The sequence below is a fragment of the Apibacter sp. ESL0404 genome (assembly GCF_019469245.1).
Taxonomy (GTDB): domain Bacteria; phylum Bacteroidota; class Bacteroidia; order Flavobacteriales; family Weeksellaceae; genus Apibacter.
Genome location: NZ_CP048267.1, coordinates 1,996,250 through 2,011,917, shown reverse-complemented (window position 1 = coordinate 2,011,917; position 15,668 = coordinate 1,996,250). Strand labels below are relative to the sequence as shown.

The 15,668-nt window shown below is 30.8% G+C and carries 18 protein-coding genes; 14 read left to right on the top strand and 4 right to left on the bottom strand.

Going from position 1 to position 15,668, the window contains the following annotated elements:
• Window position 1 precedes the first annotated feature (1 nt).
• Window positions 2–232 carry a ferredoxin gene (locus GYM72_RS08595; RefSeq protein WP_220264104.1) on the bottom strand — a complete coding sequence of 77 codons (231 nt, stop codon included), beginning with the start codon at window positions 230–232 and terminating at the stop codon, window positions 2–4.
• Between the two features lie 24 nt (window positions 233–256).
• On the bottom strand, window positions 257–1,498 hold the full coding sequence (locus tag GYM72_RS08590; RefSeq protein ID WP_220264103.1) for a U32 family peptidase: 1,242 nt from the start codon (window positions 1,496–1,498) through the stop codon (window positions 257–259).
• A 184-nt stretch (window positions 1,499–1,682) separates the two neighbouring features.
• Here GYM72_RS08590 and yidD point away from each other — a divergent pair, with 184 nt between their 5' ends.
• The 3 genes from yidD to GYM72_RS08575 are packed head-to-tail and all read left to right on the top strand — an operon-like array spanning window position 1,683 to window position 3,819.
• On the top strand, window positions 1,683–1,922 hold the full coding sequence (yidD, locus tag GYM72_RS08585) for a membrane protein insertion efficiency factor YidD (RefSeq protein WP_160541664.1): 240 nt from the start codon (window positions 1,683–1,685) through the stop codon (window positions 1,920–1,922).
• A gap of 6 nt (window positions 1,923–1,928) precedes the next feature.
• Complete coding sequence (gene lgt, locus GYM72_RS08580) at window positions 1,929–2,783, top strand: prolipoprotein diacylglyceryl transferase (RefSeq protein ID WP_220264102.1); 855 nt, start codon at window positions 1,929–1,931, stop codon at window positions 2,781–2,783.
• A 1-nt stretch (window position 2,784) separates the two neighbouring features.
• Window positions 2,785–3,819: a glutaminyl-peptide cyclotransferase gene (locus tag GYM72_RS08575; RefSeq protein WP_220264101.1), complete on the top strand. Its 1,035-nt coding sequence runs from the start codon at window positions 2,785–2,787 to the stop codon at window positions 3,817–3,819.
• A gap of 99 nt (window positions 3,820–3,918) precedes the next feature.
• Here GYM72_RS08575 and lipA read toward each other — a convergent pair whose 3' ends face one another.
• Window positions 3,919–4,776: a lipoyl synthase gene (gene lipA / locus GYM72_RS08570; protein WP_220264100.1), complete on the bottom strand. Its 858-nt coding sequence runs from the start codon at window positions 4,774–4,776 to the stop codon at window positions 3,919–3,921.
• A gap of 200 nt (window positions 4,777–4,976) precedes the next feature.
• Between lipA and GYM72_RS08565 the strand changes: the two genes are divergently transcribed.
• From GYM72_RS08565 to GYM72_RS08530, 8 genes are all read left to right on the top strand, one after another.
• The gene (locus tag GYM72_RS08565; RefSeq protein ID WP_220264099.1) at window positions 4,977–5,981 is read left to right on the top strand and encodes a MoxR family ATPase; all 1,005 of its coding nucleotides are present in this window, start codon (window positions 4,977–4,979) and stop codon (window positions 5,979–5,981) included.
• A 20-nt stretch (window positions 5,982–6,001) separates the two neighbouring features.
• Window positions 6,002–6,868 (top strand): DUF58 domain-containing protein, encoded by an 867-nt coding sequence (locus GYM72_RS08560; protein WP_220264098.1) that lies wholly within the window; start codon window positions 6,002–6,004, stop codon window positions 6,866–6,868.
• 2 nt (window positions 6,869–6,870) lie between these two features.
• Entirely contained in the window at window positions 6,871–7,785 is a 915-nt protein-coding gene (locus GYM72_RS08555) for a BatD family protein (protein ID WP_220264097.1), read from the top strand.
• Window positions 7,775–8,776 (top strand): VWA domain-containing protein, encoded by a 1,002-nt coding sequence (locus tag GYM72_RS08550; RefSeq protein ID WP_160556906.1) that lies wholly within the window; start codon window positions 7,775–7,777, stop codon window positions 8,774–8,776. Before GYM72_RS08555 ends, GYM72_RS08550 begins: the two co-directional genes overlap by 11 nt.
• A gap of 9 nt (window positions 8,777–8,785) precedes the next feature.
• Window positions 8,786–9,799: a VWA domain-containing protein gene (locus tag GYM72_RS08545; protein WP_220233591.1), complete on the top strand. Its 1,014-nt coding sequence runs from the start codon at window positions 8,786–8,788 to the stop codon at window positions 9,797–9,799.
• 130 nt (window positions 9,800–9,929) lie between these two features.
• Window positions 9,930–10,646 (top strand): tetratricopeptide repeat protein, encoded by a 717-nt coding sequence (locus GYM72_RS08540; RefSeq protein WP_220264096.1) that lies wholly within the window; start codon window positions 9,930–9,932, stop codon window positions 10,644–10,646.
• Window positions 10,646–12,472, top strand: a complete 1,827-nt coding sequence (locus GYM72_RS08535) for a BatD family protein (RefSeq protein WP_220264095.1) — start codon at window positions 10,646–10,648, stop codon at window positions 12,470–12,472. Before GYM72_RS08540 ends, GYM72_RS08535 begins: the two co-directional genes overlap by 1 nt.
• Before the next feature lie 61 nt (window positions 12,473–12,533).
• Entirely contained in the window at window positions 12,534–13,127 is a 594-nt protein-coding gene (locus tag GYM72_RS08530; protein ID WP_105296814.1) for a MarC family protein, read from the top strand.
• A 236-nt stretch (window positions 13,128–13,363) separates the two neighbouring features.
• Here the strand turns inward: GYM72_RS08530 and rnpA are convergent, their stop codons facing one another.
• Window positions 13,364–13,735: a ribonuclease P protein component gene (gene rnpA / locus GYM72_RS08525; RefSeq protein ID WP_166004719.1), complete on the bottom strand. Its 372-nt coding sequence runs from the start codon at window positions 13,733–13,735 to the stop codon at window positions 13,364–13,366.
• A gap of 156 nt (window positions 13,736–13,891) precedes the next feature.
• Here rnpA and GYM72_RS08520 point away from each other — a divergent pair, with 156 nt between their 5' ends.
• From GYM72_RS08520 to GYM72_RS08510, 3 genes are all read left to right on the top strand, one after another.
• On the top strand, window positions 13,892–14,305 hold the full coding sequence (locus tag GYM72_RS08520; protein WP_160541676.1) for a BrxA/BrxB family bacilliredoxin: 414 nt from the start codon (window positions 13,892–13,894) through the stop codon (window positions 14,303–14,305).
• Window position 14,306: 1 nt separating this feature from the next.
• Window positions 14,307–14,633: a DUF59 domain-containing protein gene (locus GYM72_RS08515; RefSeq protein WP_160556911.1), complete on the top strand. Its 327-nt coding sequence runs from the start codon at window positions 14,307–14,309 to the stop codon at window positions 14,631–14,633.
• A gap of 266 nt (window positions 14,634–14,899) precedes the next feature.
• Window positions 14,900–15,601 carry a 16S rRNA (uracil(1498)-N(3))-methyltransferase gene (locus GYM72_RS08510; RefSeq protein WP_220264094.1) on the top strand — a complete coding sequence of 234 codons (702 nt, stop codon included), beginning with the start codon at window positions 14,900–14,902 and terminating at the stop codon, window positions 15,599–15,601.
• The last annotated feature ends 67 nt before the right edge of the window (window positions 15,602–15,668 follow it).

Here is a 15,668-nt window from a genome sequence, read left to right as displayed (position 1 = left end):
ATCATATTTTTTTTACAGAAATAATTTTAACAGGACAGGCTTTAGCCGCTTTATCTGCAGCCTCAAAACAATTGTTATCAGGATTTTTTAAAGTGAAAAAACCCTTTTTTTCAATAGACCTAAGTAAAACAGATTTTCCATCTTTTTTAGACATGCGAAAATTTTCAGGATTAAACTCCGAACAATAATTGCATCCTATGCATTTATCTCTTTGCAATGTAATGATTACCATATTTTAATTAAAAAATTCGAAAATCTACGCTTTAACAACTTTATATAATTTATCGGACGGACGTATTTTAAAACCAATAGGTAAAGTAAGTATATCTCCCTTTTTAGCTTCCTGAGCGGGTATATCATCAACCATCATTGAAGAAACTTCAGCTTCTTGTGAACCTGTAGTAGGTCCCTGAATTAATATTTTATCACCAACATTTAAACTATAAGCCTCAATCTCAAATTCACCGATTTTTGTTTTAGGGTAAAAATGTCGACCTTTTCCAATATAAACCTTTTTTTGTGTAGCATTAGATCCCGGATTATCAGACCATTCCCCTAATTTTTGCCCAAGATAATAACCGCTCCAAAATCCTCGGTTATAAACAGTTTCTAACTTTTTCATCCATTCGGCTACTGCTTCTTTAGTAAAAGATCCGGAAGCAATGGAATCAATCGCTTCACGATAGCATTTAGTTACAGTAGCCACGTATTCCGGTGCTCTTCCTCTACCTTCTATTTTCAATACTTTTACCCCGGAGTCAATAACTTGATCAAGAAAATTAATAGTACATAAATCTTTAGGGGACATCATATATTCATTATCGATTTCAATCTCAAAACCGGATTCTTGATCGATAACGGTGTATTTTTTTCTGCAATTTTGTTTACAAGCTCCCCGATTAGCAGAAGAATTATGAGAATGTAGACTCAAATAACATTTTCCCGATACAGCCATGCATAAAGCGCCATGTCCAAAAATTTCAATTTCAATTAATTTTCCACCAGGTCCTTTAATTTGTTCTTTATTAATTTGCGAAGTGATCTTTTTAACTTGACTTAAGCTCAATTCTCTGCTTAAAACCATAGTATCGGCAAATAAAGAATAAAATTTTACCGTTTCAATGTTGGTAATGTTTATTTGAGTTGAAATATGAACCTCCATTCCAATTTGTCTTGCATAAGCAATAACCGCTTGATCCATGGCAATAACTGCTGATATAGAAGCAGATTTTGCTCGATCCAAGACAGTTTTTATTATGGATAAATCGTGATCATAAATAATTGTATTCAAGGTCAAGTAGGTTCGTACCCCTTTTTGAGAACACCTTTTGGAAATTTCTTCCAAATCGTCTAAAGTAAAATTAACAGATGAACGCGCACGCATATTTAATTGCTCGACTCCAAAATAAATTGAATCTGCACCATTATCCAAAGCTGCTTGTAATGATTCAAAATTACCTGCCGGACACATCAATTCTATCTTTCCACTTTCTGTCATTACTGAATTAAAATTTTACGCAAAAATAATAAATATAACCTATATAAAAAGAAGCCTTTATTTAGGTTGGTAAACCATGATTAAAACCTTTCAATATTTCCCGGTTAATTTTAGCCTGTTAAATATTTATTAACGCATAATATCATCTTAGAGAAAACCGTATCTTTGTAAAGAAATTGATATAATGATAAGGAAAATAGCAATATTCCCATTAGTTGTATTAATACGCTTTTATCAGATCGCTATATCTCCTTGGATGGGAAATAATTGCAGGTTTACTCCCACCTGTTCCGCATATATGTTGGAAGCATTAAAAATTCATGGACTGTTTTATGGATTTTGGTTGGGAAGTAAACGTATTTTTCGTTGTCATCCTTGGGGAGGAGAGGGGTATGATCCGGTGCCACATAAAAAACATAATTAAAACTAGATGAATCAACTTTTATATATTACCTGGGATCCGAGTTTAGGTATACATATAGGCAGCTTTATCTTAAGATACTACAGCTTGATGTATGTGATTGCTTTTGGCTTAGGTTTTTATCTCATGGAATTTATTTTTAAAAAAGATAAGAAAGATAAAAAATTATTAGATCCCTTGTTCATCTATATGTTTCTGGCCGTAATAATTGGAGCTAGATTGGGGCATGTACTCTTTTATCAAAAACAATTATTTATACAAGATCCATTAGCAGTTTTCTTACCCATACGAACTAAACCTCATTTTGAATTTACAGGCTATTCAGGATTAGCCAGTCATGGAGCTGCTATAGGAATTCTAATTTCTTTATATCTATTTACAAGAAAATATTTAAAACGAACTTTTTATTGGATATTAGACAGAATAGTTATTCCGGTTTCCATAGGAGGAATGTTTATACGTTTTGGAAATTTTTTTAATTCGGAAATTATTGGAAAACCTTCTTCACTTCCATGGGCAGTACTTTTTATTCAACAGGATACCGAGGAGTACGGAAGTATTGTTCCACGACATCCCTCTCAATTATACGAAGCCTTTGGCTATTTACTTTTGTTTATATCCCTTATGTTTATCTATTTAAAAACCGATAAAAAGAAATATTCGGGTTGGATATTTGGATATTTTTTAATTGTACTTTTCGGTATCAGGTTTATCGTAGAATTTTTTAAGGAACCGCAGGGAGAAGAATATATTAATTGGCTGGGATTAAATACCGGACAATGGTTAAGTGTCCCCTTTATTATTGCAGGAATTTGCATACTAGTTACCGCAAAAAATAGGATTTATACATCAAAAGCAATATAAAATGAAAAATCTAATAACAAAACTAATACTATGTTTGCTGATTGTTATAAGTATAGTGGGTTGTAAAGATCCTAAGAATATTAGTATTAGTACCAATTTCGATAAATTAGATGATAAACCCTTACACATAGGAGATAAATTACCTTTAGAATTTAATACCCAAGATGGAATTATTGATTCGTATAGTATTAAATTGAATGATCAAACATACGATAAAAAAAATCTTACTTTAGATGAGTCCAATGCTAAGTTGGGAACAAATTATATAGTGCTCACAATCAATTATAACGGAAAATATAAAAAAGAAATTGATGCAACTTTTACCGTGTTTCCAAACGAAAAAGAAAAGGATCTACATTATAAATTGATCCAAGAATTTCCACACAATCCTGAATTATTTACACAAGGATTTACCTATAAAGACGGATGGATTACGGAAAGTTCAGGACTCTATGGAAAATCATTATTAGTTAAATATAAATTAGGTTCAACTTCTTACTCTCAAAGTGTTAAAATAGACCCTAAATTTTTCGCAGAAGGTTTTGCCTTGCTAAACGAGAAATTATATTTACTTACTTGGAGAGAGAAAAAAGGATTCATTTATAAAGCATCAGATTTTAAACTTTTAAAAGAATTCAACTATCCGGGGACTTTATATGAAGGTTGGGGAGCAACAACCATAGGAGATGAAATGGTTGTTTCTGACGGGTCTTCAGAATTAAAATTTTATGATAAAGATTTTAATTTAAAAAAGAGTATTTCAGTGATTGGTTATGAAAATATTTATTCTAGGATTAATGAATTGGAATACGCTAACGGATTTATTTATGCCAATGTTTTTGATGAACCGATCATTTTAAAAATAGATCCTAGTACAGGAATTGTGGTTGCTAAAGCAGATTTTTCGGATTTAGTTAAAATGAACCAAACCAATGAGGAAGCTGTTTTGAATGGGATTGCCTATGTTGATGGAGATACTTTCTTAATTACTGGAAAATTATGGTCTAAAATTTATAAAGTTGAATTTACGAAGTAAGTGAAATGATTTTTCTAGTGAATCGTGATTATAGCTGAAATATAATTTTAGAAAAAAAACATCATTTCATTCTCCACTTACACTATCTTAAGAGATCGTTTAATTAACATGTTTTTCAGCATGATAAGATGAGCGAACTAGCGGGCTGCTTTCAATATGTCTGAAATTTCCTAAACTTTTAGCGTAATCCTCATAATCTTTAAACTGTTCCAACGAAATAAATTCTTTTACAGGAAGATGCTTTTTACTAGGTTGTAAATATTGACCGATTGTGATTACATCAACTCGGGCGTCATGTATTTCTCTAATAGATTCATAAACTTCAGAAGGCTTTTCTCCAAGACCTAGCATAATTCCTGTTTTTGTTCTTCGTTGCCCTTGTTCTTTCATATATCGGAGAACTTCCAAACTTCGATCATATTTTGCTTGTATACGTACTTCACGAGTTAATCGTCTGACCGTTTCCATATTATGGGATATGACTTCAGGGGCAGCTTCCAAAATTCTATTTATATGCCTGTGAATTCCTTGGAAATCAGGTATTAAAGTTTCCATGGTTGTGCCGGGACTAATTCTGCGTACTGCTTTTATAGTTTCCGCCCAAATAATAGATCCCATATCTTTAAGATCATCACGATCAACGGAAGTTAATACCGCATGTTTAATTTTCATTAATTTAATAGAACGCGCAACTTTTTCGGGTTCCTCCCAATCAATTTCAGAGGGGCGCCCTGTTTTAACACCACAAAACCCACAACTTCTGGTACAGATATTACCCAAAATCATAAATGTAGCCGTGCCTTCACCCCAACATTCTCCCATGTTTGGACAGCTTCCACTTTGGCAAATCGTATTAAGCTTATATTTATCTACAATTCCCCTAAGTTCTTTATAATTCTTACCGGAAGGCAACTTAACCCGAATCCATTTAGGTTTTGTTATTGTTGACGAGTCCATAAAACAAATTTATATCGTACAAAGTTAATAACTTTATTACGGATAATTATTTAAGCTATAAATATAAAAAAAATATAATTATATAATTATACTGCTATAAATACATAAAATTAGGAGTTTTAATATAAATTTTAACGATTTATTAGCAGCACAATTAGAATAAAATAGTGAACTTTGCAGCTAGCTAATTTTTAGAAAGCATGGAGTATACATCGACTTCCGAAGATATAAAAATTATTATTGAAAAAGTACGGGAAAAAAGCAAAGATTTTAGCTTACTAAGTAAAGAAATAAATCAGGTGATCGTTGGTCAAAAATACATGATTAACCGCCTGTTAATTGGTTTATTAAGTAACGGTCATGTTTTATTGGAAGGTGTTCCCGGATTAGCAAAGACATTGGCAATAAAAACACTTGCAGAGGCTCTTGATGGAGAATTTTCTCGAATTCAATTTACGCCTGATTTATTACCTGCGGATGTTTTAGGAACCTTAATTTATAATATGAAAGAAAACGATTTTTCTATTAAAAAGGGGCCTATCTTTGCTAACTTTATTTTGGCAGATGAAATTAATCGTTCTCCGGCTAAGGTTCAATCAGCTCTGTTGGAAGCCATGCAAGAAAAACAGGTAACCATTGGAGATGAAACATTTAAATTGAAAGAACCGTTCTTGGTTTTGGCAACACAAAACCCTATCGATCAAGAAGGTACTTATCTACTCCCTGAAGCTCAAGTCGATAGATTTATGTTAAAATGTGTTGTTTCTTATCCTGATTTTGAACAAGAAAGAACAATCCTTAGACAAAATATTTCAGGAGAAAAACATGAGGTTAAGAAAATTATCACTTTAGAAAAAATATTTGAGGCGAGGGAGTTGGTGAAAGAAATTTACATGGATGAAAAGATTGAAAGTTATATCCTAAATGTGATATTTGCTACCCGTTATCCTGAAAAATATAATATGCCAAATCTTAAACCTTACATACTTTTCGGCTCTTCCCCTAGAGGTAGCATAAGTATGGCATTGGCGGCAAAAGCAAATGCTTTTCTAAACCAAAGAGGATTTGTAGTACCGGAAGATGTTAAATCCGTTGCCAAAGATGTCCTTCGTCATCGCGTCGGAATAACCTATGAGGCAGAAGCAGAAAATATAACTTCCGAGGATATTATTGATCAAATTCTCAGTTCAGTAAAAGCTCCGTAGTATTATAAAAAACAAAAAAATTGACGACAGAAGAACTTCTAAAAAAGGTAAGGCTTATTGAGCTAAAGTCTAAAAGAAGAATTAATTCAATATTCTTAGGAGAATATCACAGTTCTTTTAAGGGCATAGGAATGACATTTTCAGAAGTTCGTCAATACCAATTTGGTGATGATGTCAGAAAAATTGATTGGAATAAAACAGCCCGTTTTAATGAACCTTTTGTAAAAATATTTGAAGAGGAAAGAGAAATGGTATCTATGATTTTAATAGATATTAGCGCCTCGATGAATTTTGGAACCCAAAAACAATTAAAAAAAGAATTGGTTGCTGAAATAGGAGCAACTCTTGCTCTTTCTGCCATTAAAAATAATGATAAGGTAGGGTTGGTTTTATTTTCGGATAAAATTGATTATTTTATTGCTCCCAAAAAAGGAAATGCTCATATTGTAAGAATCATAAAAACGATTTTAGAAGCAGAGCCTAAACATACTAAAACAGATTTATCGGTAGTTTTTGATTTTATTATAAAAACTATAAAAAGAAAATCTACCATTTTTCTTATATCTGATTTTGATGTCACCTATTTTGAAAGAAATTTACGGATATTGACTAAAAAGCATGATATTACAGGGATTCGAGTTTACGATCGTTGGGAGAAAATATTTCCCGATATGGGCTTAATTTATCTTGAAGATTTAGAGACAGGAAAATTGCAATGGGTAGATACTTCTTCAAAAACTGTTCGAGATAAATATTCAGCATATTATCAGCGATTAACTACTACAACAGAAAATGCATTTATTAAAAATGGTGCCGGTTTTGTAAATATTCCTTCCGAAGGTGATTATATAAAAATATTGTTTAATTATTTTAGAGGACATCATTAATTGTGAAGTTTAAAATTTTCATAGTATATTTTTTTATAGCAGCAATACTTATTCATGCACAAATCCCTGTTTCCAAAATTTCTACAGATTATATAAAATTTGGAGAACCTATTGTTTTAAAAATAACAGTTAAAACCGGTCAAAAGGATACCATAATTTTTCCAACGATTACAGATACACTCAGTGAAAAATTTGAAGTTTTAAGACAAAAAAAAGATACGTTAAGTAAAAACAATTCTATTTTTATAAATGACAGTATAATTTTTTCAGCTTATGAAGAAGGAACTTTTTCGGTTCCGCCTCAAAGAATTTTAGTCAATTCAAAAGAATATTTTACTCCTTCCTATAAAGTCACGGTAGCTCCTGTTGTTACGGATAGCGTAAAAACTCCTTTATTCGATATTAAAAGTATTGTACAGATTCCTAAAAATGTATGGGATTATATACAGCCTTATCTAGGGTATGTACTAATATTACTTGTAATCCTAGTTTGTGTAATCATCTATTTTATAAGAAGAAAAAAGAAAAAATCGGAAACCTATAAAAGCGAACCGGATGTATTAGCCATTAAAAGATTGAAAAAGCTCAAGAAATCTAATTATATAGCTAAAGATTTATATAAAAAATATTATTCAGAATTAACATCCATAATAAAAGAATATATGGAAGCTCGTTGGAATTTTCCGGCAACCAAACTTTTATCTGATGATTTGTTGGAGTATTTAAAAAAAGAAAAATGGATAGATGAAAATGAAATTGAAAATCTGAGCGGTATTTTCAAAACTTCAGACTTGGCAAAGTTTGCGAAATATAAACCAACTCCGGAAGAAGCGAAATTACATATGGAAAAGGCAATTAAATTCATAAATCTTACTAAAACAGATTCACCTAAAATAAAGCTGCAAGATGAATCATAATATACTGTTTGGTTATCCTTGGATGTTACTTCTTTTACTGGTAATACCCATTTTTATATATTTAAAATTTAGAACGAAAGCTAAGACAAAGGCCGTATCGATACCGAATGTCTCTGCTTTTAAATCTGAAAAAAATTATAAAACATATTTAAGGCCTTTATTATTTTGGATACGTTTGCTTATCCTAGCGCTCTTAATATTTGCCATGGCAAGACCTAAAGTTATAGGCACCTCGCAAGTTTACCAGAGCGATAAGGGAATAGATATCATGCTGACTGTAGATGTTTCTTTAAGTATGTTAGCAAAGGATTTGAATCCGGATAGATTATCAGCACTTAAAAAAGTCGCGCAGAAATTTGCATTAGAAAGATATGTTGACCGAATCGGGTTAATTGCTTATTCCGGGGAAGCACTTACTATGGTTCCTCTTACGGTAGACAGAAAAATTCTTATTCAACAAATTGAAAATCTAAGGACGCAGACATTGGAAGGAGGAACGGCTATAGGGGTGGGCTTAGCTACAGCTGTCAATCATCTTAAAAAAAGTAAGGCAAAAAGTAAAGTAGTTATCTTAATGACAGACGGAGTAAATAATGACGGATATGTAGAGCCAATTGTTGCAGCAGATATTGCAGCTGCTGAAGGAATTAAAGTCTATACCATAGGTATCGGTACTAATGGCTACGCACTTTTTCCTACTCAAATAGACCGCTTTACCGGAAAAATTTATTTTGAAAAACAAAAAGTGGAAATTGATGAAGATTTATTAAAGAAAATAGCCCAAAAAACAGGCGGAGCCTATTTTAGAGCTACTGACTCGGAAAGTCTTCAAAATATTTACAATAGAATAAATAAATTAGAAAAATCAGATATAAATGATTTAAAATATTATAATTATAAAGAGAAATATAGAATATTTCTATTTCCTGCATTAATACTTTTGTTACTAGAATTATTCTTAAGAGGCTTTGTAGTTAGAAGTATAAATTAAAAAGATATTATGAATTGGCAGTTTGAGAAAATATCATATTTTTATTTATTGTTATTCATACCCTTTCTATTATGGAGATTACTATATCTCATAAAATGGAAAAAGTCCAAAATAAATCAATTTGCTGAACCAAGTTTTCAAAAAATGATTTTTGGAAAGGTAAATTATTCAAAATTTATTTTAAGTAATATAGGAATAATTATAGCCTATATCCTGATGATTTTAGGATTAGCTAACTTTTTAGGAGGAACAGAAAAAAAAGAAGTAAAGAGTGAAGGAATTGATTTGGTTTTCGTAATAGATGTTTCCAAATCCATGAATGCAGAAGATATAGCTCCTTCAAGATTGGAAAAAGCCAAAAAAATTGTTTGTGATTTTTTATCTAAACTAGGGGGGGATAGAGTAGGAATAGTCGCATTTGCAGGAAATTCCTATCCCATTATGCCTTTATCTAGTGATTATAGCGTTGCTCAGCTCTACTTAAATGGTATTGATACCAATCTTATTACAACCCAGGGAACAAATATAGCAGATGCCGTTTTAAAAGCTTCCACTCTTTTATCTCAAACATCCAATACATCCAAAGTAATTTTTATAATATCTGATGGAGAAGCCCATGAAGGAGACGTTAAACGGGCAATAAATACGGCAAAGAAAAATAAAATTTCCATATTTTCCGTAGGGGTAGGTACAACTCAAGGAGCTCCCATACCATTATTTTATGAAGGTAAATATTCAGAATACAAAAAAGATGATAATGGGGATATTGTATTAACGAAATTGCAAGAAAGTACATTAAAACAATTGGCAGCAGGAACCGGAGGTAAATATTTCTATGGCGGTCATAATACAAAAGATGTTGTTACTAAGCTATTTAAATCCATGTCCACCTTAGACAAAACAAACCAATCCGTAAGTATTAATTACGACACAAAACAGTATTTTCATTATTTTATAGGAGCCGCATTTTTAGTTATTTTTATTGTTTCTTTAACAAATTATAGGAGAGATTTTATGATTTAATCTTAGTATCTTTGTTAAAATGTATTTAAAAAATAAATATTTAGTTATAATTTTTATTTCACTAATAAATATTTTTCAAGCTCAGACGAAAGCATCAAGAAAGCATTTATTAGAGGGTAATAATAAATATTTGGCTGAATCTTATAAAGATGCAGCAGCTAATTATTTAAATTCGATACAAGACGGAGAAGATTCATATAGATCTAATTACAATTTAGGAAATGCCATGTATAAACTAAAAAAATATGATGACGCATTGATTCAATATGAAAAATCACTCCAATTGGCAGCAAATCAGTCGGAAAAAGCCAATGCTTTATTCAATATGGGAAACAGCTATTTTCAAAAAGGAGAATATGAAAGAGCAGCCGAAGCGTTTAAAAATACTTTGAAATTAAATCCGAAAGATGATAAGGCGAGGTATAATTATACGATGTCAAAACAAAAAGTAAAAGAAGCTCAACAAAAACAAGAAGAGCAAAATTCCAAAGATCAAGATAAGAACCAAGGAGATAAAAAAGATAAAAAGGATAATTCTCAGCAAAATGGAAAAGATCAGCAGAATTCATCCAATGCTAAAGAAGATAAAACAGATAATTTAACCAATAAAAAAGATAAAGACAATTCTTTAAATAATAAAGAAACACAGCCCAATAAAAATGAAAAAAATTCAATAAACAATCAGAAATCACAAGCAGATACAAATAATGCTAATCTGTCAGATGCCTCTAATCAACATTATGAAAATATTTTAGGAGCAATGGAAGAACAAGAAAAAAGAGCGCATCAAAAGATTATTAATAAAAGAGCTAATTCAAATCAAGGACAAAGTAGCAAAGATTGGTGATGAAGAAATATGTAATACTCTTTTTACTTATCTTTTTAAGCGGAATTTGGGCAAAAGCTCAGGTTTCTTTTCAACTCATACCCCAAAAAAATGAGGTAGGAGTCAATGAGCCTGTACGCCTACAATTTTTACTTTCCATTAAAAATGAAGAAATTAAAAATATGGGGCGTTTAAAATTACCTTCTTTTTCTAATACGCAGGTAATTGGCAGGCAGGTAATTCAGAACCAAGGCTTTGATGATGAAGGGAACAGTGTTTTCGAATATGGAATTGAAATTATATTAAGAGCTGTTAAAAAGGGTAATATCCGTATAGATGCCGCACAAATAACTGTTAATAATAGGAAATATGAGACCAAGCCCACCGTAATAACTGTGTCAGGAAATCCTAGTGGAAGTGAAGATGACACAGCTTTTAATTCAAAATTGGGTGAAGTATTTCTTAAATTTAAAGTATCAGAAAAGAATCCGTATCAAAATGAAGGGGTAGTTGCTAATTTAAAATTTTATACTCGAAGGATTGAATTACTCAATAGTATGACCAATCTGGTTTCTCCGGATTGGCAGGGAATATTTGTACAACCGGTAAAAGAAAGAAGCAATACCTACGAACAGGAAATAATTAATGGTGAATCCTATTTTTCAAGAGTTATAGGGACTTATGTTATGTTTCCAACTCAATCGGGAACCCTTGTCATAAATCCGTTTACCTTAACATTAACAATTCCGGATGGATTTTTTGATGAACACGATTTAAATATAAAATCTGCACCGGTTACATTACAAGTTAAAAGACTTCCTGATAATGCTCCAAAAGATTTTCATGGGCTGGTTGGTCAATTTACTATGAGAGCTTCAGCAAACAAAAAAGATTTACAAGCAGAAGAAGCAGTAACTGTAAATGTAGAAATAAATGGTAAGGGAAATCTTACGCTTCTTAAATCTCCAAGACTTCTATTATCTGATGATATAGAACAATATACCCCTAAAAGTAAATTTGATTCAGAGGCAACCGTACAAGGCATAAAAGGAAAATTAAATACGTCTACCATATTAGTTCCTCAAAAAGAGGGTACTTATAATATAAATGTAGAATCAATTAGCTATTTTGATCCCATAGATGAGAAATATAAAAGTTTAATAGTACAGCCAATTCCTATTAAAGTATTAGCTAATACTTTAGCAAAAAATGATGAAAAAACCGGTACGGTCATCAAAAAGGACACGAGTGATGTCGACCAATATGATCCCAAATCTGCTATTAAAAATAAGGTCACTGAAGTGTTGAAAAGAGACCATAACAGCTTAGGAAAAATATTGATAATTATATTATTTACAGGAGTTATATCAATTATAGTTATTCTGGTAATTTGTATATTAATAATAAAAAGAAATAAAAAAAATAAGCTAAAAAAACAAGAAGAAGAACAATCGTTTGATTCATTAAATAAAGAAAAAAAATTTACATCACGTAATTTACCTTATACAAGCTCTAACATTACTAATGATTTTAAAAATGAATTATCACAATTAAATCATTTAGCACAAGAAGGAACAGATAAAAAAGAATTTTACATTCTTTTAGAAAAGACTTTGATAGAAGCAGCAAAACAATATTTAAATTTAGAAAAAGATAGTTTTGTTTCAACTTCAGACTTAGAAGATGAATTAGCTCAGAGATTAGGAGATGAAATTTCAGAAGAATGGAAGAATATGGTTATTCAATCTCAAATTGAACGATATTCAAGCGTAACAGAACAAGAATCCCTAGAATCTGTATATACAAAAGCTAAAGACTTAATTAAGAAATTAAATATAAAAAAATAGAGCGCCTAAAAACTTTTTAGGAAATTTAATTAACAAAATTCTTTAAAAATATAATTTTACTATGCCTTTACATTTTTCTATCCAGGAAATAGCAAGTTGTTTTATGGTTTTATTTGCCATTATAGATATTTTTGGCAGTGTTCCCGTAATAGTAAGCATAAAAAGTAAAGTCGGTTATCTTCAGGCTAAAAAAACAACATTGGTTGCTTGTGCAATCATGATATCCTTTTTGTTCGTTGGTGATAAATTACTAAAACTTATAGGAATTGATGTATATTCATTTGCTGTAGCAGGTGCTTTAGTTTTATTTGTTATTGCACTGGAAATGATTTTGGGAATTGAAATTAATAAAATCGATGAGCCGCATTCTGCTTCCATAATTCCTTTGGCATTTCCTTTAATAGCAGGAGCAGGAGCTTTAACCGCCGTATTGGCTTTAAAAGCCGAATATCATACGGAAAATATAATCATAGCCATACTTCTTAATATGGTAGTCGTATATTTAGTATTAAGATATTCGGGTAAATTAGAACAAATTTTAGGACAAGGAGTAATTTCAATTATGAAAAAAGTTTTCGGTATTATCTTATTAGCTATTTCCATTAAGTTATTTACTGCAAACATAACCTCTTTGTTAGAAAAAGTATCTCCTTAAAAAATAAGATCTCATTTTGTATATTTGTAAAAATATAAAGATGAAATATTTTTTAAATCTTACTCTTTTAGCTTTTGTCCTCTTAATAATTTTTAATGCAACGCGAATTAATTATAGTTATGGGATAACTACCGATCCAAACGATAAATATTTTTATTCAATTTTATTTGCTATTGTAGGCATTTTAATAGTATTCATAATAAAAGGACTAAAAAAATTATCCCAAACCAAATAAATTAATCAGAAGATTTAATTTTTTCAAGCAATTTTAAATAACAACTCTCCAATTCTTTATAGGCAGGTATTTTTTTGTCTTTACCATTATAGACAATCATTAGTAAATGAGATGTTGTAAAAGTGTTGTTTAGCTCATTTTTATGCAAGCGGAAACATTCACGCAAAAGTCTTTTTACCCGATTTCTATCCACTGCATGTTTAAAAATTTTTTTAGAAACGGACACTCCAACCTTATGGGTTACCAAAAATTCAGGAGAAGGACAATAAACCATAGCTAAAGGATATTTTTTATTCCACGTCCCTTTTTCAAACAAATATTTTATAAGCTTATATCCTTTTAAATGTTCTTCTTTCGTATACTTTTGGTTCATATAATATGCATTTCATCACAATACCATTTCCAAAGATGATATTATTGAGACTTTTGATTACATAAAATTTCAAGAAATATTTTGTCAAAGATAGGGCATTTGTAATAATCATAAACATTAATTAATTTTGTATAACAATAAAAACTAATATAAAATATGTATCCAGAAGAAATGGTTGCGCCAATGAAAGCGCAATTAACAAATAAAGGTTTTGAAGATTTAAACACATCAGAAAAAGTAGAAGAAGCATTAAAAAGACCCGGTACAACCCTATTAATAATTAATTCTGTTTGTGGATGTGCTGCCGGAGGAGCTCGTCCCGGAGTAATATTATCTGTAGAAGGCGAAGGAAAAAAACCGGATCATTTAACAACTTCATTTGCAGGATTTGATGTGGATGCAGTTAAAACCGCTAGAGAACATCTTGCCCCTTTTCCACCTTCATCTCCGTCCATAGCACTTTTTAAAGATGGAGAATTGGTTCATTTTTTAGAAAGACATCATATTGAAGGTCATTCTCCGGAAATAATTGCTGAAAATTTAAAACAAGCATACGCTGAATTTTGCTAACATGTCTTTAAACGAAGAACAAATACAATCCCTTTCCGAAAAAATCGTAGAAAAATTAAAAACGGTTTACGATCCTGAAATTCCCGTGGATGTTTATGAACTAGGATTAATTTATGATATACAGATTAGTACAGATGGAGACGTGGAAATATTGATGACCTTGACAACCCCTAATTGTCCCGTGGCAGAAACATTACCCATGGAAGTAGAAGAAAAAATCGGTGCTATAGATGAAGTAAAAGAAGTAAATGTAAAAATTACTTTCGAACCAACTTGGGATAAAGATATGATGAGCGAAGAAGCTAAATTTAATTTAGGACTTTTATAGCATTATAAGACAAAAGCTAAGTAACTAAACTTTAGTAAGTAAATGATAGTAAAGGACAGATTTAATTATATTAATCTGTCCTTTTTTCCTAAATTTAAAAAAGTAGTGGAATTGAATAAATTTAAGTGATAATAGAAAAGTGAAATTTGAGATTATGTTGAAATTGAAGCAAATGGTTTAAAAATTTATACAACTTTAATTCAATAAATACTATCATCTCAATTCACCGGTAAATAATTACATTTGTTAAATATAAGATTGATCTCATGAGATTATTTATAGGAGAGATATATCCGAATGAAGTACAACTAAGGGAAGAAGAAGAACACCATATAGTAAGAGTGTTGCGAATGAAAGAAGGAGATATGGTCTATGTGACTAATGGAAAAGGAGCATTAATAAAAGGACAATTACAAATAACAGGAAAGAAAGTTAAGGTTCAAATAATTGAAACTCTTCCCCATTCAAATAGAGGACAAAATGGATTACATATTGCTATTGCTCCAACTAAAAATATAGACAGATTTGAGTTTTTTGTAGAAAAAGCAGTTGAATTAGGAATATCTAAAATTACCCCACTTTTATGTACTAATTCAGAAAGAAAGATTTTAAATACGGAAAAAATCAAGAAACAAATTGAAACCGCCTGTAAACAATCTTTGAGAATAAATTTTCCTGAACTCCATCCATTGACACCTTTGAAGGATTTTATACAATCTTCGAATACAAAATTATACCTTACCCATTGTTATAAAGAATATGAGAAGATCTCTTTAAACGAAACGTTAAACAGAGAAAAAGAAATAACCTTAATGGTTGGACCGGAAGGAGATTTTTCTAAAAAAGAAGTAGAAGAACTTTATTCTTTAGGCTCTATAGGGGTTAGTTTAGGAGAGAATCGTTTGAGGACAGAAACTGCCGGAATTTACATTGCCTCCAGTTATTATTTTTTTCACAACCAACCATAAACAGAATCATTAAAAATTATATGATCAATTTTTTATTGATTATAATTTTAATTAAAATGTTATGACC

Excerpts from the sequence above, each read along its gene's own strand:
- lipA (WP_220264100.1), bottom strand. The coding sequence starts at position 4,776 with ATGGACTCGTCAACAATAACAAAACCTAAATGGATTCGGGTTAAGTTG.
- lgt (WP_220264102.1), top strand. The coding sequence starts at position 1,929 with ATGAATCAACTTTTATATATTACCTGGGATCCGAGTTTAGGTATACAT.
- GYM72_RS08545 (WP_220233591.1), top strand. The coding sequence starts at position 8,786 with ATGAATTGGCAGTTTGAGAAAATATCATATTTTTATTTATTGTTATTC.
- GYM72_RS08530 (WP_105296814.1), top strand. The coding sequence starts at position 12,534 with ATGCCTTTACATTTTTCTATCCAGGAAATAGCAAGTTGTTTTATGGTT.
- GYM72_RS08535 (WP_220264095.1), top strand. The coding sequence starts at position 10,646 with ATGAAGAAATATGTAATACTCTTTTTACTTATCTTTTTAAGCGGAATT.
- GYM72_RS08565 (WP_220264099.1), top strand. The coding sequence starts at position 4,977 with ATGGAGTATACATCGACTTCCGAAGATATAAAAATTATTATTGAAAAA.
- GYM72_RS08550 (WP_160556906.1), top strand. The coding sequence starts at position 7,775 with ATGAATCATAATATACTGTTTGGTTATCCTTGGATGTTACTTCTTTTA.
- GYM72_RS08595 (WP_220264104.1), bottom strand. The coding sequence starts at position 232 with ATGGTAATCATTACATTGCAAAGAGATAAATGCATAGGATGCAATTAT.
- GYM72_RS08520 (WP_160541676.1), top strand. The coding sequence starts at position 13,892 with ATGTATCCAGAAGAAATGGTTGCGCCAATGAAAGCGCAATTAACAAAT.
- yidD (WP_160541664.1), top strand. The coding sequence starts at position 1,683 with ATGATAAGGAAAATAGCAATATTCCCATTAGTTGTATTAATACGCTTT.
- GYM72_RS08590 (WP_220264103.1), bottom strand. The coding sequence starts at position 1,498 with ATGACAGAAAGTGGAAAGATAGAATTGATGTGTCCGGCAGGTAATTTT.
- GYM72_RS08510 (WP_220264094.1), top strand. The coding sequence starts at position 14,900 with ATGAGATTATTTATAGGAGAGATATATCCGAATGAAGTACAACTAAGG.
- rnpA (WP_166004719.1), bottom strand. The coding sequence starts at position 13,735 with ATGAACCAAAAGTATACGAAAGAAGAACATTTAAAAGGATATAAGCTT.
- GYM72_RS08515 (WP_160556911.1), top strand. The coding sequence starts at position 14,307 with ATGTCTTTAAACGAAGAACAAATACAATCCCTTTCCGAAAAAATCGTA.
- GYM72_RS08575 (WP_220264101.1), top strand. The coding sequence starts at position 2,785 with ATGAAAAATCTAATAACAAAACTAATACTATGTTTGCTGATTGTTATA.